Source organism: Vibrio algivorus, from assembly GCF_030161215.1.
GTDB lineage: Bacteria > Pseudomonadota > Gammaproteobacteria > Enterobacterales > Vibrionaceae > Vibrio > Vibrio algivorus.
Map to the genome: position 1 here is coordinate 85,146 of NZ_BSPV01000009.1, position 19,376 is coordinate 104,521.

Below are 19,376 nucleotides of genomic sequence, written 5' to 3' on the forward strand. Positions count from 1 at the left end.
CTGTGTATTTCACCAAAATTTATAAATAAAGAGTTAAATAAGATAAACTAAAATTAAAACCTCAAAGTAAAACTGAAAAAAATTTGAAACCCTATTTATATATATTTATTTCAGCCAATTCCCCCATAGCCACCAGCTCTAGGTTGCTCAGAAAGAATCAAAAGTCTTCCTTAAGATTTTTTTGTCTATACGGTATCTGCTAGGCGTAACGTTCTGTCTGTCATTGAGCTGGCTGTAAGTTGACTGCATGTGCCTAGGTCAGCCCCAACTTGGGGTCGACTATCAGCCAACCATTCCTAAGGTGGCGTTTTGCACCCTTAGGATTCCATCTATCAAACTATCAGACAACTCTATCATAAGATTATGGTTCAATGATCAAATGATAATTACCTATCAAATAGCCTTGACGCAACTTAAAAGATAGATTTATCATAAGACCACTTAAACGATAGAGGTTAACTTAATGTCTACTCGATTCATCTATGCTCGTACTTCCACTACAGACCAGAATGTAAAGCAACAAGCAGACTATTTGCTGTCTAAATATTCAGACGCAGAGGTCTACACAGAACAGCTATCAGGTAAATCTACAGACCGCCCTGTGCTTAATGAAGTTTTAGCTGAGGTTAAGCAAGGCGATACCATTATCGTGTTGTCTATCAGCCGTCTTGGGCGCACTACTTCAGGTGTCATTGGCTTGGTTGAAGATATGAAGAACAAAGGCGTTCACATTGTCGTAGATGATTTAGGTGGAATTGATGTAACAAGTTCAATGGGCAAGCTAGTAATGACAACTCTTGCAGCGGTCGCAGAAATGCAGCGAGACGAAATGCTAGACAAGCAGCGTATTGGCATTGAGCGAGCTAAAGCTGAGGGCAAGTATAAAGGCAAGCAGCAATCCCCTGAGACAATCAAGAAGTGCAAAGAAGCCTTGAGATATATTGAAGACAACAAAATGAGTAAAGAGAAAGCAGCAAAAGCAGCAGGTGTTGGCATAGCGACACTCTACAGATACATCAAGGAAAACAATCGAGATTAGACTAATAATGTCAATTGGCGTTATGTAACTTACTGTATTAATTGATGTTTCTGTTAAATAATTAGAATAAGTACACCTATTTGAACAACTAATATCATTCATTTTATTTTCAGCATTTTTTCTACCGAGTAATCACAAAGTCATTAGTGGTTATTGTGTCTGAATTAACGCTCTCATAACTATCATGCAGTAAAACCACAGCCTCGATAATTCGGGGCTTTTCTATATCTGGAGGGAAGCAAATGAAAACTTGAAGAATGACACAGTAACAGGCACACAATAAAACCAATTTTTTACTACTGACAATCTCGAAACTAACACAAGGAAATCAACGATAAGAAAAGAAACACAAACACGTTTAAAATTTACCACTCCTATTGGCATTGCACGCCACCCATACTTGAACAAGCCTGACACGAAGTACATGAAAGATGGCGAGTACAAGACCGACATAATCCTAGATTCACATTCCCCAAATACACAGGCGCTTATTGCCAAACTTCAAGACTACCTAGAAAGCTACGCTGAATCTCAAGGCAAAGCTGGAGAGATTCTGCCTGTCTACACTGAAGGCGAAAAAGGAGAGGTGGTTATCCGCTTTAAGCAAAAAGCATTCGCATTGAATAACGAAATAGTTCTACCCAGACCGATTCTGTTTGATGCAAAAGGAAATCACTTGGGCTGCAATATTCCGTCTATCCAGTGTGGCTCACAAATCGCTGTGAGCTTTGAGGCGTGGGCTTATACCTTACATGAATCTATACGGGAAAAAGGAAAACGCATGAATATCATCACTTACGGTCTAGCTTTGAAACCTAAAGCTATTCAACTAGTACAGCTAGCAGCAAATGATGATGACATTACCGCTGATAGCTTTGGCTTTAGTCCTGTAGGTAGTTGTGAATCTCGGGAATTACCGCTTATTAAACAGCAAGCATGAACTTAAACAAATATTTTAACCAATTAAAGAATATGACAATGAATACAAAATCAAACAACACTCTCGCTCAATCTGAAATCGCTAATACTACACCGCTCTCACGTTCTATTTACTGTGACGGGTCTGCACCAAACAACCAAGGCTCTTGCACAAAAGGTGGCTATGGAGTGGTAATTTATGACCACCAGCAAAATGTACTAGAAGAATATGGCAAGACTGTCAGTGATAAAAAGGTAACAAATGTAAAGATGGAAATGATGGCATTTGCCCTTGGCTTACATTTATCAAAGGCTGGAGACACTATTTTCAGTGATAGCAAAATGGTTGTTGATTCGTATAACAAGTGGTTAGACGGGTGGAAAAAACAAGGTTGGAAAAAGTCTGATAAAAAGACACCTGAAAATCTAGATTTGTGGTTGGTAATAGATGAACTGAAACCTCAACGCAAAGGCGTCACTGTGAAACACGTTAAATCGCATTGTGGCATTGTTGGTAATGAGCATGCAGACCGCTTAGCAACGAATGCAGCTAAGGGATTAGAGGTTGAATCGCCTTTGTTAGAGGAAGAACTATGAAGCAATTTGATTTAATTGACGTTGATGTCTTCGAGTTAGATTTAAACGACCTATACACAACTCGTAGTGCTGAAGCTGTAAGCCGACCACATGATCTCTGCGCCCGTAACCTTGAACGTAAAGGCATGAAGGATAGGCTGACAGATGCCTTAAAGTTAGGCAAGAAATTCGAACAGCCGATCATTACAGCGATTGTAGAGGGGAAACGAGTTGTGCTTGATGGGCATTTACGAGTCACAACAGCCTTGAAGTTCAACTCAAAGAAACATAAGACCAGCTATCTTATTCAAGCTAAGTGTTTTGGCGAAATAACGCAACGTGAAGCATTCTTCTTTGCACAAAACATGAATGTTGAACATGGGCTACCTGTTCTACCTGAAGCATTGAGGCACATTCAGTTAAGACAGCACATCTTGGAGAATAAGCCTATTGGTTCAGTTCGTGAGTTAGCAAGGGAATTTAACTTATCTTCTCCCACCAGCGGGTCTTCAATTCAAAAGTGTCTTGAATGGTGTCTGCCGTTTCAGAATGTTATTCAGCAATTTATGGATGACGGAAAGGTTGAGGAAGCAATCAGTTTTCTTAGTGAGACAATTAAGAGCGAGTTATTAATGAGTGGAACGTCTTGTAAAACGCTAGGCATTCCTAGTGCTGGTCAATGGGCTAGGGCTATTAATTTATTTAATGAAGATATTCAAATGAATGAAGATGATATGGATGAAAAGCGCATTAGGCAAAATGCTTTGGTATCTTTTCAGTCATGGCTAGGGAAGCATGATATTGAACTGCTTAGGTATGTGCTGACTAAGACACCAAAATTAAAATCAGCAGCAGGTATCAGTGTTGCTCGTGAGTATGACAAAAAGAAAGCTCAGGAGGTTGAAATGTTCTGTATGGGAGAAGAATTCTAAGTAGATGAATTGCTCCAGCTAGTGACTTAATGTTACTAGCTGGGGACAGCTCTCCTGTTTTTATTTATTGAGAAGTGGTGCTTGGCTCAAGGCATTCAGTCTTTATGCTTGCAGTTAGTTGCTCAATATAGGCTGGTGGATTGGCAATATTTCTCAGGGTGTACACGGGTGGACAGTGAGATAGCTAACTGTACACCTCTCAGGAAAGAACCTTTGCTACATAAGGGCTGAGAGGCGTTAAAAGCAGGTGTTGTTAATTATTGAAAAGCAGGTTTTGCTTGGTGTATCACTCCATCGTGTCAGCCAAATTTTTCCAAGTAGTAACCTTAATATCAAACTCAAGGTGCTCAATTACAGGCTGTAGAACATCCATTACATAGGCTTTACCGTAGCGACCGAATGTTTCACTGGTTTCACCATGACCTAAAATAGCAGCAACGGGCGATTTTTTCAGACCACATTGCTTTAAGTGGTTGGCTACCGTGTGCCTGAATGAGTGGAATGTTTTACTCTCAGCCTTGGCTTGAGGTAATATTTTGTCTCGATAACGGGCAAACCACTTAGATGCAGCTTGTTGATAACCATCACGCTGGTTTTTAAGTTCAGGGAATAGGCGCTCATGATTAAGTTCAGACACGTAGTCAATAAAGCCAAGTTTGATTAGCTGACTGTGAACTGGAATTGTTCGCCTTGAGCTGACATTTTTTAATTTTTGGTCTTCTCTTTGATCGGTAATGGTTATTGTCCAAATACCGCTCTCACTGTCTTTCTTGATGTCATCGATATAAAGTTGGCATAGCTCATTCATGCGAGCGCCAGTGTACAATCCTAGTAGCGGTAGCCAGTAATAGTGTGCATGTTTAGGTTTTACCGCTTGATAAATATCCTGAGAGAACAATGCTTGTAAGTCGGCAGTTTCAAAGATTGACCGACTTTCAGAGTCTTTTTTCTTCACTCTAACCTTAAGGTCTTTGAATGAATTTTTTGCAGCATATTCATTGACAACACACCATTCGAAAAAGCTATGAATATCAGTCAAGGTGTCATTGGCAGTTGTCTTAGACATTGGTTCGGGCTGTAAAGCAATGACATCTTGAATCGACAAGCCTTTGAATTCTTTTTTCTTGTTGATATTTGCAGGCATAGCCAGAAGCGTAGATTTAAACGTTAAGGCATCTTGACGATTTAGAGTGTCAATAGGGCGATCACCAATCACTTCAAGCAGTAATTTCATGCGTGATTCATAGCGTTTGAATGTTTTCTCATTGATGTCATCTAATTGACGAGCTTCGAGATACTTATCAATACAATGAGACAAAGTGTTCTTAGACGCGTATTGAGCTTTTTGTGTTGATTGCTCTGGTAATCCAGCAGTTGACTCCCAGTCAAGTTCAGGCAAATCAATGCAGTCTAATGGGTTGGAAATTGATTTATTAACTTCTGGTTGGTAATTGCGTAGCCCTTTCACAAACTCAAGATACAAACGGCTTTGATCTTCAGGCGAATAGGTCTTGAATTGTTCAAATTGACTGTTCGACATATTTGCTTCGAACGCTTTCCATTGACGCTTTTGAGCCAGCTGATAGGCAGATAGACCACCATTGATAATTTGTTCAGCTAATTCGATATGGCTGTCAATGTTTGCGTTAAATGCGTCATGTTGCATCCTTTTCAGAGCTTCATCACCAAAAGGAGATAAGTGCTGCTTCTGAAAGGCAATAGCATTCTCTGCGGCTTGTAAACCGATAGCTTCAATTTGCTTCTGACGAGCTTGGGCTTCGTAGTAGTCAAACTCTGTGCTGGTGGACGGTGATTTTTTAAAGCTGTCTTCAAGGGCTAGAGTTTTGTGTCGGCTAAACTCAATGTCTAACTCAGCAGAAAGCTGGCGAGCTAAAAGTTTGGCTTGCGACTTCTCTTTTGTTTTCAATGAGCGTTTGAAGAATTTCTTCCCGTCATAAAAAGGCTGAGAAACAGTTGGAATGCGTCTTTGGAAATACCACGTTCCAGTTTCTCTTTGAGTGATGTGCAAGGGCTTATCTCCGTCCATTGTAGAACAGTTTTGTACCCCATTGTGATTTTTCTGTTTCACATAAAAGAAAAACCGCTGTAAAAACAGCGGCTTACATAGAATTGGTGGAGCTGGCGGGATTTGAACCCGCGTCCGAAAATCATCCATCATTGGTACTACATGCTTAGTCGATCTTTAATTTCACCACCGACCTGCGAACCGACACGCTAGTTGATGGCTATCCTGAATTATTTTTAATGCTTTGTCTCTCAGGCGGGAGACGCCACACGAGTTTGTTTGGTTTTGACTCTCTGTTATTCCCCGTCTTACAAACGGAAGCTAGGGCAGAAAGGCTCTCAGCAGGTTATTAAGCTGCTAGTGCGTAGTTTTCGTCGTTTGCGACTATTTTTTTGCGGCTTTTAACGTGGCCAACCGCCCCACGACATGCACCTCAGACTTACAAATTCCCGTCGAATCCTGAATCAGCCCCAAGGTTGTTTGATTTTGAACTACTCATCAAAATGTCAAACTAGCGCTTTCACGCTTTGTATCTTTATCAAGTTTAGTGATAATGGATACTTCAAACGCATAGTAACATAAAACTTTTAAGAGTCTAGCGACTTGCGTTTAAGTGGTTAACATTAACTCACTTAATATTTGTTAATTAAAAACGGAATGTTAGCGTAAGCTGCTCTTCATAATTCGAGCTTTATCGCGCTGCCAATCTTGGTTCTTTTTATCATCACGTTTATCGTGAAGTTTCTTACCTTTAGCAACTCCGATTTTCATTTTCACCCAAGATTTTGACCAATAAAGAGAGAGGGCTATCAATGTCATGCCTTCTCGGTTTACACGGCCAAATAGGTTATCTAATTCACGGCGGTTAAGTAATAATTTACGAACACGAGTTGGATTAGCAACTATGTGAGTTGAAGCTTGTTGAAGTGGTATGATTGATGCACCACTTAGAAATGCCTCACCGTCGCGAAGAAAGACGTAACTTTCTGCGATATTGGCTTTACCTTGACGTAAAGATTTAACTTCCCAACCTTGCAGCTCAAGACCAACTTCTATTTCATCATCGACGAAATATTCGTGTCGAGCTTGCTTGTTAAGAGCGATAGTATTACTACCGGCTTTTGATTTTGATTTTTTCTTTGCCATAATGGCCTCATTATACGGATTGCTTTTATTTTGGCGAATCCTTTTGTTCTAATTCTTGGTAATATTTTGTTTATTTTCGAGAATTTGCTTCATGGCTCAAATTAGGAAGAAGTATGCCTCAGGTTAATCGTTCAGCATTAGTCTCGTTTAGTGCTCAACAAATGTATGATTTGGTCAATGATATTGAAAAGTATCCTGAATTTTTACCAGGATGTTCGGGGTCCAAACTGATTGAGTCAACTGATGGTGCTTTGGTTGCCTCGGTTGATGTTTCAAAAGCTGGAATTAAAAAAACTTTTATCACCTCCAACACAATGGAACCTGGCCGTAGGATTGATTTGGAGTTGGTGGATGGCCCTTTCAAGTCCTTGACTGGATTTTGGAGGTTTACTCCATTAGATGACTTTGCTTGTAAAATTGAGTTTAGCTTGTCGTTTGAGTTTACTAACAAGTTGATTGAAATGGCGTTTGGTAAAGTTTTCAATGAACTCACTAATAATATGGTGAACTCTTTTACACAACGTGCAAAGCAGAAATACAACAATTGATTGGTAAATTTTCATACAGGTAACAAACAATGACAGAGCAAACAAGTGCTAATTCACTGATCCATGTTGAAGTGGTATATGCGCTGCCGAATGAGCAAAAAGTGTTTGAACTTGCGGTATCAGAAGACTTAACTGTTCAGGAGATTATTGAACAGTCTGGCGTTTTGGCTAATTATCCAGAGATAGATTTAGCAAAGAATAAAGTTGGTGTATTTAGTCGAAATGTAAAATTAGATTCGACAGTGCGCGATAAAGATCGCATCGAAATTTACCGACCTTTATTGGCTGATCCAAAAGAGATTCGCCGTAAGAGAGCTGAGCAAGCAAAAGCAGAACTAGCCAAGAAGAAAGCTTAAATTATTGAATTTAAGCGAAGTCTATTCGATTTTTTACAGCAATAAATGGTATATAGCCAAGTAACGTCAAGATGCGAGTTTCAGCAAGAATAAAACAAGCTTTATGCCGCGTTAAATTGAATAGAGATAGAATCACTATGATCATATTCCATTTGTCTTGCCTAAAGGTTTGGGGGATAGCTCTGAATTCTGCATCTTGAAATCACTTGGGTATACTTAGTGAATGAGCAGAATTCAGTTGATAGGCCATTTCGGATATATGGGCAATTCGTTATTAGTTTAACGGAGTGTTGAAATCTGGGCTTAACTCAAAATCACCTGAAGCTTCAGTTAATGCTTGAGTTTGAGGGCTAAATTTCACAATAAAGTTTTTCTGAACAGAATCGTCATGCCCGTGAGTAAAGTGGTAAATGTAGTACCAAGTATCAGGGTAACCATTTTCAACTAACATTGGAGAGCCTAGAACAAATTGAACTTGTTCTTTAGTCATGCCAATACGAAGTTTATCGACATCTGGTTGCTCTATATAGTTACCTTGAGCAATATCGATGCGATAAACTAAGCGTTCAAGTACGCTACAGCCGGATAATATCGTTAAAGCGAAAGGGATAATGAGTATCCACTTTTTAAAATGCATAGTGGTTTCTTTGAGTTAAAGGCGAAAATCTTGCCCGATGATAAACAAGCTAAGCGAAGAAGTAAAAGCCCGTAGTGTTAAACATGCAAATTAAGACAGAAAAGTTAGAGTTTAGTTGCAAAGTTTATATAAATAGACGTTATTCTTCCGAGACCCGAGACCCGAGACCCGAGACCCGAGACCCGAGACCCGAGACCCGAGACCCGAGACCCGAGACCCGAGACCCGAGACCCGAGACCCGAGACCCGAGACCCGAGACCCGAGACTTAAGCTGCAATTAACAATTCTTTGGCATTCGCTTTAGTTGAATCTGTAATCGTGCTACCGCCAAGTAAACGGGCCAGTTCATCAATGCGTTGATTTTCATCTAATTGATGAATACGAGTTTCTGTTTTACCTGCTTTTGCTTGCTTCGCGACAAATAATTGCTGGTGACCACTACCTGCTACTTGTGGTAAGTGGGTCACACATAGCACCTGAGTTGACTCACCTAATTTACGTAGCATTCTTCCTACGACACTTGCCGTTGGGCCACTGATGCCGACATCTACTTCATCGAATATTAAGCTTGGTGTTTGAACCTTTTGTGCAGTAATAACCTGAATTGCTAATGAAATTCGTGACAGCTCACCACCTGAAGCGACTTTGGCTAACGCTTGTAATGGCTGACCAGGGTTAGTTGAAACTAAGAAATTGATTTGGTCGATGCCTAGTGGTGCAGCATGTTTTTCATCTTTTATTACATCAATACAGAACTGTGCTTTTTCCATGCTTAGCTCATGCATACTTTGAGAAATAAGTTTATTCAGCTCTTTTGCATAGCGGCTACGGCTTTTACTCAGTTTTTCTGCTGCAGTTAAAAAGGTTTGATATTTATCATCTACATCTTTCTCTAATTGCTCAAACTTTTCATCAGAGCAATCGAGAGCTTCAATTTGCGCTTTTACTTCTTGATGATATTGATATAGCTCTTCCGGGCGAACGTGATGTTTGCGCGCGGTGCTCATCACTTTGCTGAAACGCTCTTCAACCTCGGCTATTCGTGCTGGATCAACATCGATATTGTCAGAATAGCGCCTTAATTCTGAATTGGTTTCTTCTAGTTGGATCATGGCTTCTGATAATAGATTAGGTAGGTGAGCCAATGATGGATCTAATTCTGCAAGTTCACCGAGTGAATTACTGACAGAATTAAGAAGACCAAGTGCATTCACTTCTTCGCCTTCATACAGTTCATTGATGGCTTGTTGACAAATAACCGCAATTTGGCCACTGCTTGAAAGGACTTTATGTTCTTGCTCGAGCTCTTCAAATTCGTTTTCAGATAATGCTAATTCGTCCAGCTCTTTCACTTGATATTCAAGTAATTGCTTTTGAGCAAGGTTTTCTTGGCTATTGGCTCGTAAGTTCTTTAGTTGGTTTCGTAGTTGGCGCCAATCGGAATAATATTTTTTACTCGTTTGGATCAGTTGTTGGTGGCCTGCGTATTGGTCTAGCAATGTCAATTGGTGTTCAGGCTTCATCAATAAGTGATGAGCGTGCTGCCCATGAATGTTGACTAAATTTTGGCCTAAGGATTTTAATTGTGAGAGCGGTACAGGGTTACCATTGATAAAGGCTCGCGAACGTCCTTCATTAGTGATGATGCGACGAATAATGCATTCTTCGCCATCCAGTAATTCATTGTCTTCTAACCATCGAGTGGCATTAATGTTGTTGTCTAAAATAAAGGAGGCGGTGATATCGGTTTTTTCCTCACCAGGACGTACCATATTGCTATCAGCCCGGCCGCCTAAACACAGGCTTAACGCATCAATCGCAATAGATTTACCAGCACCAGTTTCACCGGTAATAGTTGTCATTCCTTTGAAAAGCTCTAGCTGTAAAGACTTAACAATTGCAAAATTATTAATACTTAAATGGGAGAGCATAAATCCACCTCGAAAAAAGAGAAAATAAATCACTGTATGTAAAAACAGTATATACTGGCTTTTTATACAGTAAAGTTTTTTGTGTGAATTTTTCTCTACGCAATTAAAAATGCCTTGCCGATCATAAAATCAACAAGGCATGCTTTGTTTCGAGTTTCGAGTTTCGAGTTTCGAGTTTCGAGTTTCGAGTTTTGATAAGCAGGAAACGTACTCCAACATCTAGATTAAAATAACTTACTCGACCAGCCTAGCTTATGACGCAATACATGGTAGTAGCTATAATCTTCAGGGTGAATAAGCTTTAAAATGCTTGGGCTTTGGAAGATTTGAATTTCATCTCCAGGGGACACAGGCAGTGATATTTGACCGTCACAACTGACTTCTTGAGTGCCTCGATTATCGGGAGAGACCACAAGTTTTATTTTACGCTTTCCATCAACGACAAGAGGGCGGCTAGATAAAGTGTGTGGGAACATTGGAACCAATGAAATGGCATTTAAGCTAGGTGATAAAATTGGGCCACCGCCAGAAAGTGAATAGGCAGTTGAACCGGTTGGTGTTGAAACGATTAAGCCATCGGAGCGTTGTGAGAAAGCAAATCGGTCATCAATGTAGACTTCAAACTCAATCATATGGGCGATTTTACCAGGGTGTAAAACGACTTCATTTAATGCTGAATTATGACTTTTTATATGCCCACTACGATGTACTTCCGCTTCTAATAAAAAGCGTTCTTCAACTAAATATTCGCCTTGAAGTACTTTGAGAAGTGCATCGTGAAAATCTTCAGGATTGAGATCGGTTAAAAAACCTAGACTACCTCGGTTAACCCCAATAACGGAAATATCGAAGCGAGATAATATACGAGCAGCACCTAGCATGTTGCCATCACCACCAACGACAATCGCTAAATCCGCTTGTTCACCGATCTTCAGTAAGCTTGAAAACACATCTTTTGGGATGTCATCTAAAATATCGATCAATCGATTATCAATTAAAACTGTGTAATCTTGCTCTGTCAGCCAATGAAAAAGCTCTTTATGCGTTTGCACAGCTTTATGGTCGCGAGGCTTACCAATGATGGCAATAACGTTAAAAGGCTTCTGCATAGGTATCAACTCTATTGTGAAAAGGGGCGATAAGGTATTTTATCAGGCGTATTTATTAAGATAAACGCACTCTACGCTTGAATCATAAATCTTCATCCCCATAATAAAGGCAAGCAGAGTAACTATGCGAGTATTTTGTGCCTATTCCGTTAGGGCAAGCGTATGGTGTTGAATATATTCTTGGAGATATCATGACTACAGAACATAACAAACCGCAAGATGAAGAGCTAAAATCGGAAGATATGCAAGTTGAGCAAGAACTTGTTGAAGATGATGTGAATACAGATGATGCTCAAACCATTGGTGGTGAAGGCGATATTGATTGGAATGAAGAAATTGAACAAGTGGAGCAAGAAGCTTCTCGTGTTATAGAATTAGAAGCTGCTTTAAATGCCGCGGAAGCTCAAATTAAAGATCAACAAGATTCTGTATTACGTGCAAAAGCGGAAGTGGAGAATATGCGTCGTCGTAGCGAGCAAGAAATTGATAAAGCTCGTAAATACGCATTAAACAAATTTGCTGAAGAGTTACTGCCTGTCATTGATAACTTAGAGCGTGCACTTCAATCTGCCAACCCTGAAGATGAAGCGGTAAAAGCGATTCTTGAAGGTGTTGATATGACGCATAAATCTTTTGTTGATACGGTGGCTAAGTTTGGCTTAGTAGCAATTAATCCAGAAGGTGAAGTATTTAATCCTGAGCTGCACCAAGCGATTGGCATGCAAGAAAGCCCAGATCATGAATCGAATACCGTGATGATCGTTATGCAGAAAGGCTATCAATTAAATGGACGAGTGATCCGTCCTGCAATGGTGATGGTTGCTAAGTAACCGTACATAAGCAATATAATTAAAACTAAGCAGTGCCGAGTGTAAAAAACTCGGCATTTTTTTATTTTTTCCCTTGAAAAGCATTTTGTCGCCCTTATCTATTGAGCATACAGAAAAACGTAATGCGAAATGCAAAACAAATTAGCTTACAGGGTTGAATCCCAATTCTGAGCCCCCATCTATTTGTTATCAAAAGCTGGGTATAGCAAAAACTGAATAACTGAAATTCTTTGGAGAATGTCAAATGGGTAAAATCATTGGTATTGATTTAGGTACAACTAACTCATGTGTTGCGGTATTAGACGGCGACAAACCACGCGTAATTGAAAATGCTGAAGGCGAACGCACAACGGCATCAGTAGTAGCTTACACCGATGGCGAAACATTAGTAGGTCAACCTGCAAAACGCCAAGCAGTAACTAACCCTGAAAATACATTGTTCGCAATCAAACGTTTGATCGGTCGTCGTTTTGAAGACGAAGAAGTTCAGCGCGATATCGAAATCATGCCTTATAAAATTGTTAAGGCTGACAACGGTGATGCTTGGGTTGAAGCGAAAGGCCAAAAAATGGCAGCTCCTCAGGTATCAGCTGAAATCTTGAAGAAAATGAAAAAAACCGCTGAAGATTACTTAGGTGAAGCGGTAACTGGCGCGGTTATTACCGTTCCTGCTTACTTCAACGATGCACAACGTCAAGCAACAAAAGATGCGGGTCGTATCGCAGGCCTTGAAGTTAAGCGTATTATCAACGAACCAACAGCAGCTGCACTTGCTTACGGTCTTGATAAGAAAGGCGGCGATCGCACTATCGCAGTTTATGACCTTGGTGGTGGTACATTCGATATCTCTATTATCGAAATTGATGATCACGAAGGTGAGCAAACTTTCGAAGTACTAGCAACTAATGGTGACACACACCTAGGTGGTGAGGACTTTGATACTCGTTTAATCAACTACTTGGTATCTGAGTTCAAAAATGAGCAAGGCATCGATCTTAAAAATGATCCACTTGCGATGCAACGTGTGAAAGAAGCGGCTGAAAAAGCGAAGATTGAACTATCTTCTGCACAACAAACAGACGTGAACCTTCCATACGTGACAGCGGATGCGACTGGTCCTAAGCACATGAACGTAAAAGTAACTCGCTCGAAACTAGAATCTCTAGTTGAAGACCTAGTTCAACGTTCACTTGAGCCGCTAAAAGTTGCTCTAGCAGATGCAGACCTATCAGTAAGCGAAATTACTGACGTTATTTTAGTCGGTGGTCAAACACGTATGCCAATGGTTCAGAAGAAAGTCGCTGAATTCTTTGGTAAAGAAGCACGTAAAGATGTGAACCCTGATGAAGCAGTAGCAATTGGTGCTGCGGTTCAAGGTGGTGTTCTTGCGGGTGACGTAAAAGACGTTCTTCTACTAGATGTGACTCCTCTATCTTTCGGTATCGAAACGATGGGTGGCGTGATGACTAAGCTAATTGAGAAAAACACAACGATTCCAACAAAAGCGAATCAAGTATTCTCAACGGCAGAAGACAACCAAAGCGCAGTAACGATTCACGTACTACAAGGTGAACGTAAGCAAGCGACTTACAACAAGTCTCTAGGTCAATTTAACCTAGAAGGCATTAACCCTGCGCCACGTGGCATGCCACAAATCGAAGTAACGTTTGACCTAGATGCGGATGGTATCTTGAACGTTTCTGCGAAAGATAAAGCGACAGGTAAAGAGCAAAAAATCACGATCCAAGCATCTGGTGGTTTATCAGATGAAGAAATCGAGAAAATGGTACAAGAAGCTGAAGCTAACAAAGAAGCGGACAAAAAGTTCGAAGAGTTAGTGACGACTCGTAACCAAGCTGACCAAATGATTCACGGTACTCGTAAGCAAATCGAAGAAGCAGGTGATGCACTTCCAGCTGATGAGAAAGAGAAAATTGAAGCAGCAATTACAGCACTTGAATCAGTGAAGTCTGGCGATGATAAAGAAGCCATCGATACTAAAGTTCAAGAGTTAGCAACAGCAGCTCAAAAACTGATGGAAATTGCTCAGCAGAAAGCTCAAGCACAGCAAGCTGAAGGTGGCGAACAAGCTAAACCTGAAGATGACGTTGTTGACGCTGAGTTCGAAGAAGTTAAAGACGAAGACAAGAAATAATCGAGATTGATTATTGTTAAGTCTGTCGCCCTTAATTAACTGAGGGCGAATGATACGAAACTGCGGGCGTTTAGAGTTTGTCTCTCACGCCCGCAATTTTCGATCTGATACTGGTTAATTTATTTGGGCATTGTCCCGCTAGATAATCACTTCTACTTAAGCTGTCATTGATAGAGATTTTAGGTATATCGGATTATCTAGCTAGATATAGTTTCTCATAGTTTAAAACACACACTGATGAGCAATGCTTATTGGTAATAAGAAAATTGGTGAACCGAGCATGTCAAAACGTGATCTTTATGAAGTATTAGGTGTCAGCCGTGATGCATCAGAGCGCGATATTAAAAAGGCGTACAAACGTCTTGCGATGAAATATCACCCAGACCGCAACCAAGAAGCGGATGCATCTGACAAATTTAAAGAAGTTAAAGAAGCGTATGAAGTTTTAACCGATCCTCAGAAAAAGCAAGCTTACGATCAATATGGTCATGCCGCCTTTGAACAAGGTGGGATGGGCGGTGGAGGCGGCTTCGGTGGAGGCGGCGGCTTTGAAGATATGTTTGGCGATGTCTTCGGCGATATCTTTGGTGGTGGACGTCGTGGCGGTCCACAGCGTGCCCAACGTGGTGCAGACTTACGCTACAACATGGAACTGTCTCTTGAGGAGGCGGTTCGTGGTTGTGAAAAAGAAATCAATATTTCGACTCTAACAGAGTGTGAAGTATGTGACGGTAGTGGTGCTAAAGCGGGTTCAAGCTCGCAAACTTGTGGCACTTGTCATGGACATGGTCAGGTACAAATGCGTCAAGGTTTCTTTGCCGTACAGCAAACGTGTCCAACTTGTAATGGCCGTGGTCAAATCATTAAAGACCCATGTGGTGCTTGTCATGGTGAAGGCCGTAAGAACAAGAGTAAGGTATTAAACGTTAAGATCCCTGCTGGTGTTGATACTGGCGATCGCATTCGTCTAAACGGTGAAGGTGAAGCGGGCGAACGTGGCGCTCCTGCCGGTGACTTATATGTACAAGTACATTTAAAAGACCACCATATCTTTGAACGTGATGGCAATAACTTACATTGTGAAGTACCAGTAAGTTTTACTTTAGCGGCGTTAGGCGGTGAAGTAGAAGTCCCAACTTTAGATGGTCGCTTTAAGCTTAAAGTACCTGCTGAGATGCAAACTGGTCGTATGTTCCGTATGCGTGGTAAAGGTGTGAAATCAGTACGTGGTGGCGCAACGGGGGATTTAATTTGTAAGTTGGTGGTTGAAACACCAGTGAAATTAAGCTCTCGTCAAAAAGAACTATTACGCGAACTTGAAGAGTCTTTTGGTGGCGAAGAAGCAAGCCAAAAGCATAAGCCGAAATCTGACGGCTTCTTCAATGGCGTGAAAAAATTCTTTGATGATTTGACTAGCTAATAGTCGATTTTGATATGAATAACAAAGCCTCTGCTAGTGATAGTCGAGGCTTTGTTGGTTTATGAGTCTTGGTTTTCGGGCGTTTCACTGCTCGTTGCTCGGTAAAGAGCGATTTTTAGTAACGTGAAGATACTAAGACCAACTATTTACAAAAATATTTCTCAGGAATTGCTTTTATTCTTTTTCGAAAAACGAGCAGCGCAGCGTCCGAGACTCGAATTACGTAAATCAATTCCAACATCCATCTACATTAACGCCACCTTTCTTGGCGCTTCCTACAGAGCCTGCATTCATCTCTAGCGTCCCGCATTTGTCTTTATCTTGCCCCAAAGCTGATTGTGGAGCGGCTTTAATCACATAGAGATCAATGCCACTTGCACCTGAAATAATAGAGAATTTATAGCGGCCAGTGTCGGTTTGGCAGCCTAGAGTAGAGTCGCATGTGCCAGCAGTATTATCGATCACCGTATAATCATAGCTACCAGTTTGAGTGCGATGCTGCTCAATTTCTAATTGTATTTTCATCATATCGGACATGGCAGAAGCTCGGTGGCTTTTTAATACATGCTCTTGATAACTAGGGTAGGCGATAGCGGTCAAAACACCAATGATCGCCACAACGATCAATAATTCGATCAATGTCATTCCTTTTTGTTTGTTTTTGCTTTTCTTGCATCGATTTATTCGAATCATTTCTATTACTTCCTGTTAGAGACTTATGCCATTTTTGATAAGTGCTAGCATCACTGCAAGTTGAAATATCAAGATGTAACTAGTTGCAGAGGATTTTGGGGAATGGCTCGAGGGTTTACGCTAATAGAAATGCTGATTTCATTAGTCGTGCTAGCGGTTTTGTTGGCTGCGGCCGTGCCATCGTTTAGTGGGATGAGTGAAAGATCGAAAATGCAAAGGTTAGCAGAGGAACTGCAAGGGTTTTGGGGACAAACTAAATCAGAGGCCGTATTGAGAAATCAGGAGCTTTATTTGCACTTTGTACAAGATGGGGCAGCCTATGCAGGGGAGTGGGCATTAGTGACAAATACTTCTCCAACCGCACCTGCAGATCGTCATGCAGCGAAAGTCAATGCGTTAACGTATTTGGATGGTGCGCCTTTTAAAAATATTACTATCAATTTTTCCGCCTCATCTACGACGACGATCTTTGATCGGGTAAATGGCCGTCCAACACAAAATGGCAATATCCAATTCTCGGTAGATTCAACCAAGCCTTTAATGTTGAAGTTTCATAATCGTAGCAGTACTCGAATTTGCGGCGTGACAGGGGATGTATATGGCTATCTGGAGTGTTAAGGCCTTAAGGAAACATCAAAAAGGTGTTTCGCTTGTCGAGTTGATGATTGCATCTGCTATGGGAATCATTGCTTTAATCGCCGTTGGTGGTGTTTTTCTTTCGAGCCAGAAAATTGCAGCTGAAAGATCTCAACGTCTGTTTGTCTTGCAGAGTATGAATGAAGCGTTACGTTACATTAAAGAAGATACCCAAAGAGCAGGCTTTAATGGCAATAACGGGCAAAGTTTTATTTTGTCAGGAGCAAATTCGATTATCGAAACAACCTCAAGCAGCTTAGCTTATGGATACCAAGCTCAAATGAGTGGAGGAAGTAGCTTATACACACAGGTGGCATTTATTTATAAAGATGAAGCATTAAGAGTGTGCGAGAAATCAGTATCCACGACACAAACTTTCATACCGTGTGGTATATCGGCGAATCCATCATTTTCACTTCTTGATACCAATCGAATCAAAGTAAATAATTTTGAAGTTGTTAGTCAGGCTTTAGGGTCAACGGTTAGTTCAGCACTTTATACCATTACTTTAACCGCTTCTTTATCTGATGGTTCACACCAACAAACTATGTCGACTCAAATTAAACAAAGGAATTGGAAGTAATGTTGAATCATTCTAGTTTGGCCTTATTACTTTCAAAACAAAGAGGAGCTGCAACATTATTAGTGGCAGTGCTGTTACTTGCCAGTGTGTTGGTTCTTTCTCTGGCGAGTTATAAAGGTGTTTTCTTTCAGGCTAAGCGTGCGCAAAATGAAATTGAGGCGCGCATAGCTCATTGGATTGGCGAGGGAGGGCTTGAGTGTGCATATACAAAAATGTATCAAGATAGAGACCAATCTGTTTTAGTGTCTGGAACAATTTATTTCGATTCTGATTGCGTAGTACCAATGAATCTAAGCTCAATGAATATAGACTCTTTAGGAGGGCAAAAATATCGAATAGAGCCTGAATTTGAGCAATCAGGAATACTTATTTCACCGGTTTCTAAAGTAGTCGATTTTTCTCGAAATAGAAGTACGGGAGCGATAAAAGCAACAGCCGATTTATATATCAGAGGAACAGGAACTTTTAATCCACCAGATCCTGGTAATGAGTTAGCAAGTGGTTGGGAGTGTGTTGGATTACGGTATAAAAATAATTTTGAGATGATAGGAGCCATTGATAATAAACAGTTTTATGCGGCAACAAATTATCCTTCAGCTAGCTTTAATCCAAATGGTAAGCAGTGCTTGTCCTCGCATGTTACGACTAGCTCGGCTAACTTAAAACGTGATTTTCAATATGATGATAAGCTCGATCCATTTCAAGAAGCATTTGATCTTAGTTCTAGCTTATGGACAGAAGTTAGAGATAACCCCATATATGATTTTGATATTATTCAGACTAGTAGTTTAATTGTAGGTAATGCTAGTGTAAATCCCGCTAGTAAATGCGGAGAAGCGGTTAAAAATAAAATTGAATCAGGTTCTACTAGAATTTGGGTTGAGGGATCGTGTGAGCTTTATAATGATCCGGTTGTAACTCAACCGCAATGGCTTAGTGAAATAGCAGCCGCAACACAAGATACGGACGGTGTGTTATTACTTGTTCATAATGGTATTTTTTCAATTCACGGTTCAGGTGAATTTAAAGGTTCTTTATTTCATATTAATAATAGCTTCAGCCCTACAGCTAGTGATTGGAATGGGTTGTATGGTGAATCTGTCAAAAATCAATTGAGTAGTTATTTTCCATCTGTTCCTACTAGTGCAGATGTTGCTTATGTTCAAAATGGTTCGTTCGTTTTTACTGGTGGACAGAGCTTGGATTTGGATGGTCAGATAGCTTATTTTAACAATGGATTAGATTTTAAATATAACAGCGATGTTCTTGACTCAATTTTTGGAGTCCTTCCTCCACGTTGGCTAAAAGGATCATGGAATGATTTCTAAACAACAAGGCTTTAGTTTAATCGAAGTGCTGATTACTTTTGTGATTTTAATCGTTGGCATTATAGGGCTAGTAAAATTACAAACTTACATGGAAAGGCAAGCCGACTATGCTGAAAACAGTATCAAAGCGTTGCATTTAGCGGAGGCTCAGTTAGAGCTATTTCGGACTCGATCGGTTAGCGGTGCGAATAGTTCATTAAGTGGAGTGAGTGGCACAGAGACTTGTGATGACGTTGGCTTTATGACTTTTGATTGCATTAACGATGGTAGTAGTACTTCAGGGGCTTTTACAACAATTTGGACAGTTTCTGGCTCATTCCCTATTTCTGGGGGAGTGGCTTTAAAAACCATCGAGATTGAAACAGGTTGGAATAATCGTTGGAATGAGCGTCAGTCAGTTGCTTTGAAAACTATGATCTCTAAATATAATGAATTTGATAACTGACTCGAATTTATGGTTGTAACAATCAACAACTTTCTCAAATATATTTAAATAACTAATTTATCAATTAA

Annotated in this window: 19 protein-coding genes and 1 other RNA gene; 13 read left to right on the plus strand and 7 right to left on the minus strand. The window is 40.4% G+C overall.

The features are described 5' to 3' along the window. Positions 1 to 463: 463 nt before the first annotated feature. The 4 genes from QQJ93_RS12750 to QQJ93_RS12765 all read left to right on the plus strand — a co-directional run bounded on the left by QQJ93_RS12750 (position 464) and on the right by QQJ93_RS12765 (position 3,465). Positions 464 to 1,039: a recombinase family protein gene (locus tag QQJ93_RS12750; RefSeq protein WP_089123451.1), complete on the plus strand. Its 576-nt coding sequence runs from the start codon at positions 464 to 466 to the stop codon at positions 1,037 to 1,039. 424 nt (positions 1,040 to 1,463) lie between these two features. Next, a complete protein-coding gene (locus QQJ93_RS12755) occupies positions 1,464 to 1,979 on the plus strand; it encodes a hypothetical protein (RefSeq protein ID WP_089123450.1) in 516 nt (171 codons plus the stop codon). Between the two features lie 38 nt (positions 1,980 to 2,017). Next, entirely contained in the window at positions 2,018 to 2,554 is a 537-nt protein-coding gene (locus QQJ93_RS12760) for an RNase H family protein (RefSeq protein ID WP_160117487.1), read from the plus strand. Then, complete coding sequence (locus QQJ93_RS12765) at positions 2,551 to 3,465, plus strand: hypothetical protein (protein WP_089123448.1); 915 nt, start codon at positions 2,551 to 2,553, stop codon at positions 3,463 to 3,465. The genes QQJ93_RS12760 and QQJ93_RS12765 overlap by 4 nt, the downstream gene beginning before the upstream one ends. A gap of 286 nt (positions 3,466 to 3,751) precedes the next feature. Here QQJ93_RS12765 and QQJ93_RS12770 read toward each other — a convergent pair whose 3' ends face one another. The 3 genes from QQJ93_RS12770 to smpB form a co-directional block, all read right to left on the minus strand. Further along, positions 3,752 to 5,494 (minus strand): site-specific integrase, encoded by a 1,743-nt coding sequence (locus QQJ93_RS12770; RefSeq protein WP_284186101.1) that lies wholly within the window; start codon positions 5,492 to 5,494, stop codon positions 3,752 to 3,754. Positions 5,495 to 5,596: 102 nt separating this feature from the next. Next, positions 5,597 to 5,963: a transfer-messenger RNA gene (gene ssrA, locus QQJ93_RS12775) on the minus strand. Between the two features lie 188 nt (positions 5,964 to 6,151). Further along, complete coding sequence (gene smpB / locus QQJ93_RS12780; protein WP_027696831.1) at positions 6,152 to 6,637, minus strand: SsrA-binding protein SmpB; 486 nt, start codon at positions 6,635 to 6,637, stop codon at positions 6,152 to 6,154. A 113-nt stretch (positions 6,638 to 6,750) separates the two neighbouring features. Here smpB and QQJ93_RS12785 point away from each other — a divergent pair, with 113 nt between their 5' ends. Together QQJ93_RS12785 and QQJ93_RS12790 are read left to right on the plus strand one after the other, a co-directional pair. Next, positions 6,751 to 7,185, plus strand: coding sequence for an SRPBCC family protein (locus QQJ93_RS12785; protein WP_089123446.1), 435 nt, complete (start codon positions 6,751 to 6,753; stop codon positions 7,183 to 7,185). A gap of 29 nt (positions 7,186 to 7,214) precedes the next feature. Continuing rightward, entirely contained in the window at positions 7,215 to 7,541 is a 327-nt protein-coding gene (locus QQJ93_RS12790; protein WP_089123445.1) for an RnfH family protein, read from the plus strand. A 274-nt stretch (positions 7,542 to 7,815) separates the two neighbouring features. On the opposite strand, the gene bamE is transcribed toward QQJ93_RS12790, so the two are convergent. The 3 genes from bamE to nadK all read right to left on the minus strand — a co-directional run bounded on the left by bamE (position 7,816) and on the right by nadK (position 11,218). Continuing rightward, on the minus strand, positions 7,816 to 8,178 hold the full coding sequence (bamE, locus tag QQJ93_RS12795; RefSeq protein WP_089123444.1) for an outer membrane protein assembly factor BamE: 363 nt from the start codon (positions 8,176 to 8,178) through the stop codon (positions 7,816 to 7,818). A gap of 266 nt (positions 8,179 to 8,444) precedes the next feature. Further along, positions 8,445 to 10,109 (minus strand): DNA repair protein RecN, encoded by a 1,665-nt coding sequence (gene recN, locus QQJ93_RS12800; protein WP_089123443.1) that lies wholly within the window; start codon positions 10,107 to 10,109, stop codon positions 8,445 to 8,447. Between the two features lie 224 nt (positions 10,110 to 10,333). Further along, positions 10,334 to 11,218 carry an NAD(+) kinase gene (gene nadK / locus QQJ93_RS12805; RefSeq protein ID WP_089123442.1) on the minus strand — a complete coding sequence of 295 codons (885 nt, stop codon included), beginning with the start codon at positions 11,216 to 11,218 and terminating at the stop codon, positions 10,334 to 10,336. 191 nt (positions 11,219 to 11,409) lie between these two features. Here nadK and grpE point away from each other — a divergent pair, with 191 nt between their 5' ends. The 3 genes from grpE (at position 11,410) to dnaJ (ending at position 15,623) form a co-directional block, all read left to right on the plus strand. After that, positions 11,410 to 12,048: a nucleotide exchange factor GrpE gene (grpE, locus tag QQJ93_RS12810; RefSeq protein WP_089123441.1), complete on the plus strand. Its 639-nt coding sequence runs from the start codon at positions 11,410 to 11,412 to the stop codon at positions 12,046 to 12,048. Between the two features lie 244 nt (positions 12,049 to 12,292). Continuing rightward, positions 12,293 to 14,203 carry a molecular chaperone DnaK gene (gene dnaK, locus QQJ93_RS12815; protein WP_089123440.1) on the plus strand — a complete coding sequence of 637 codons (1,911 nt, stop codon included), beginning with the start codon at positions 12,293 to 12,295 and terminating at the stop codon, positions 14,201 to 14,203. Between the two features lie 280 nt (positions 14,204 to 14,483). Continuing rightward, positions 14,484 to 15,623, plus strand: a complete 1,140-nt coding sequence (dnaJ, locus tag QQJ93_RS12820; protein WP_089123616.1) for a molecular chaperone DnaJ — start codon at positions 14,484 to 14,486, stop codon at positions 15,621 to 15,623. A 228-nt stretch (positions 15,624 to 15,851) separates the two neighbouring features. Here dnaJ and QQJ93_RS12825 read toward each other — a convergent pair whose 3' ends face one another. Further along, positions 15,852 to 16,316, minus strand: a complete 465-nt coding sequence (locus QQJ93_RS12825; protein ID WP_089123439.1) for a type IV pilin protein — start codon at positions 16,314 to 16,316, stop codon at positions 15,852 to 15,854. A gap of 102 nt (positions 16,317 to 16,418) precedes the next feature. Between QQJ93_RS12825 and QQJ93_RS12830 the strand changes: the two genes are divergently transcribed. Genes QQJ93_RS12830 through QQJ93_RS12845 form a run of 4 tightly spaced genes read left to right on the plus strand, consistent with a single transcriptional unit; the run spans position 16,419 to position 19,308 of the window. Further along, positions 16,419 to 16,934: a GspH/FimT family pseudopilin gene (locus QQJ93_RS12830; RefSeq protein WP_089123438.1), complete on the plus strand. Its 516-nt coding sequence runs from the start codon at positions 16,419 to 16,421 to the stop codon at positions 16,932 to 16,934. Beyond that, on the plus strand, positions 16,909 to 17,535 hold the full coding sequence (locus QQJ93_RS12835; protein WP_145981754.1) for a PilW family protein: 627 nt from the start codon (positions 16,909 to 16,911) through the stop codon (positions 17,533 to 17,535). Before QQJ93_RS12830 ends, QQJ93_RS12835 begins: the two co-directional genes overlap by 26 nt. Next, positions 17,535 to 18,863 (plus strand): hypothetical protein, encoded by a 1,329-nt coding sequence (locus tag QQJ93_RS12840; RefSeq protein ID WP_089123436.1) that lies wholly within the window; start codon positions 17,535 to 17,537, stop codon positions 18,861 to 18,863. Before QQJ93_RS12835 ends, QQJ93_RS12840 begins: the two co-directional genes overlap by 1 nt. Further along, the gene (locus QQJ93_RS12845) at positions 18,853 to 19,308 is read left to right on the plus strand and encodes a type IV pilus modification PilV family protein (protein ID WP_089123435.1); all 456 of its coding nucleotides are present in this window, start codon (positions 18,853 to 18,855) and stop codon (positions 19,306 to 19,308) included. Before QQJ93_RS12840 ends, QQJ93_RS12845 begins: the two co-directional genes overlap by 11 nt. Positions 19,309 to 19,376 lie beyond the last annotated feature (68 nt).

Bases quoted from the DNA above. Each gene is read 5' to 3' on its own strand.
- dnaJ (WP_089123616.1), top strand. From the start codon at position 14,484: ATGTCAAAACGTGATCTTTATGAAGTATTAGGTGTCAGCCGTGATGCA.
- QQJ93_RS12755 (WP_089123450.1), top strand. From the start codon at position 1,464: ATGAAAGATGGCGAGTACAAGACCGACATAATCCTAGATTCACATTCC.
- nadK (WP_089123442.1), bottom strand. From the start codon at position 11,218: ATGCAGAAGCCTTTTAACGTTATTGCCATCATTGGTAAGCCTCGCGAC.
- grpE (WP_089123441.1), top strand. From the start codon at position 11,410: ATGACTACAGAACATAACAAACCGCAAGATGAAGAGCTAAAATCGGAA.
- QQJ93_RS12760 (WP_160117487.1), top strand. From the start codon at position 2,018: ATGAATACAAAATCAAACAACACTCTCGCTCAATCTGAAATCGCTAAT.
- QQJ93_RS12830 (WP_089123438.1), top strand. From the start codon at position 16,419: ATGGCTCGAGGGTTTACGCTAATAGAAATGCTGATTTCATTAGTCGTG.
- QQJ93_RS12840 (WP_089123436.1), top strand. From the start codon at position 17,535: ATGTTGAATCATTCTAGTTTGGCCTTATTACTTTCAAAACAAAGAGGA.
- smpB (WP_027696831.1), bottom strand. From the start codon at position 6,637: ATGGCAAAGAAAAAATCAAAATCAAAAGCCGGTAGTAATACTATCGCT.
- QQJ93_RS12845 (WP_089123435.1), top strand. From the start codon at position 18,853: ATGATTTCTAAACAACAAGGCTTTAGTTTAATCGAAGTGCTGATTACT.
- QQJ93_RS12750 (WP_089123451.1), top strand. From the start codon at position 464: ATGTCTACTCGATTCATCTATGCTCGTACTTCCACTACAGACCAGAAT.
- QQJ93_RS12765 (WP_089123448.1), top strand. From the start codon at position 2,551: ATGAAGCAATTTGATTTAATTGACGTTGATGTCTTCGAGTTAGATTTA.
- bamE (WP_089123444.1), bottom strand. From the start codon at position 8,178: ATGCATTTTAAAAAGTGGATACTCATTATCCCTTTCGCTTTAACGATA.
- QQJ93_RS12785 (WP_089123446.1), top strand. From the start codon at position 6,751: ATGCCTCAGGTTAATCGTTCAGCATTAGTCTCGTTTAGTGCTCAACAA.
- recN (WP_089123443.1), bottom strand. From the start codon at position 10,109: ATGCTCTCCCATTTAAGTATTAATAATTTTGCAATTGTTAAGTCTTTA.
- QQJ93_RS12835 (WP_145981754.1), top strand. From the start codon at position 16,909: ATGTATATGGCTATCTGGAGTGTTAAGGCCTTAAGGAAACATCAAAAA.
- QQJ93_RS12790 (WP_089123445.1), top strand. From the start codon at position 7,215: ATGACAGAGCAAACAAGTGCTAATTCACTGATCCATGTTGAAGTGGTA.
- dnaK (WP_089123440.1), top strand. From the start codon at position 12,293: ATGGGTAAAATCATTGGTATTGATTTAGGTACAACTAACTCATGTGTT.
- QQJ93_RS12825 (WP_089123439.1), bottom strand. From the start codon at position 16,316: ATGATTCGAATAAATCGATGCAAGAAAAGCAAAAACAAACAAAAAGGA.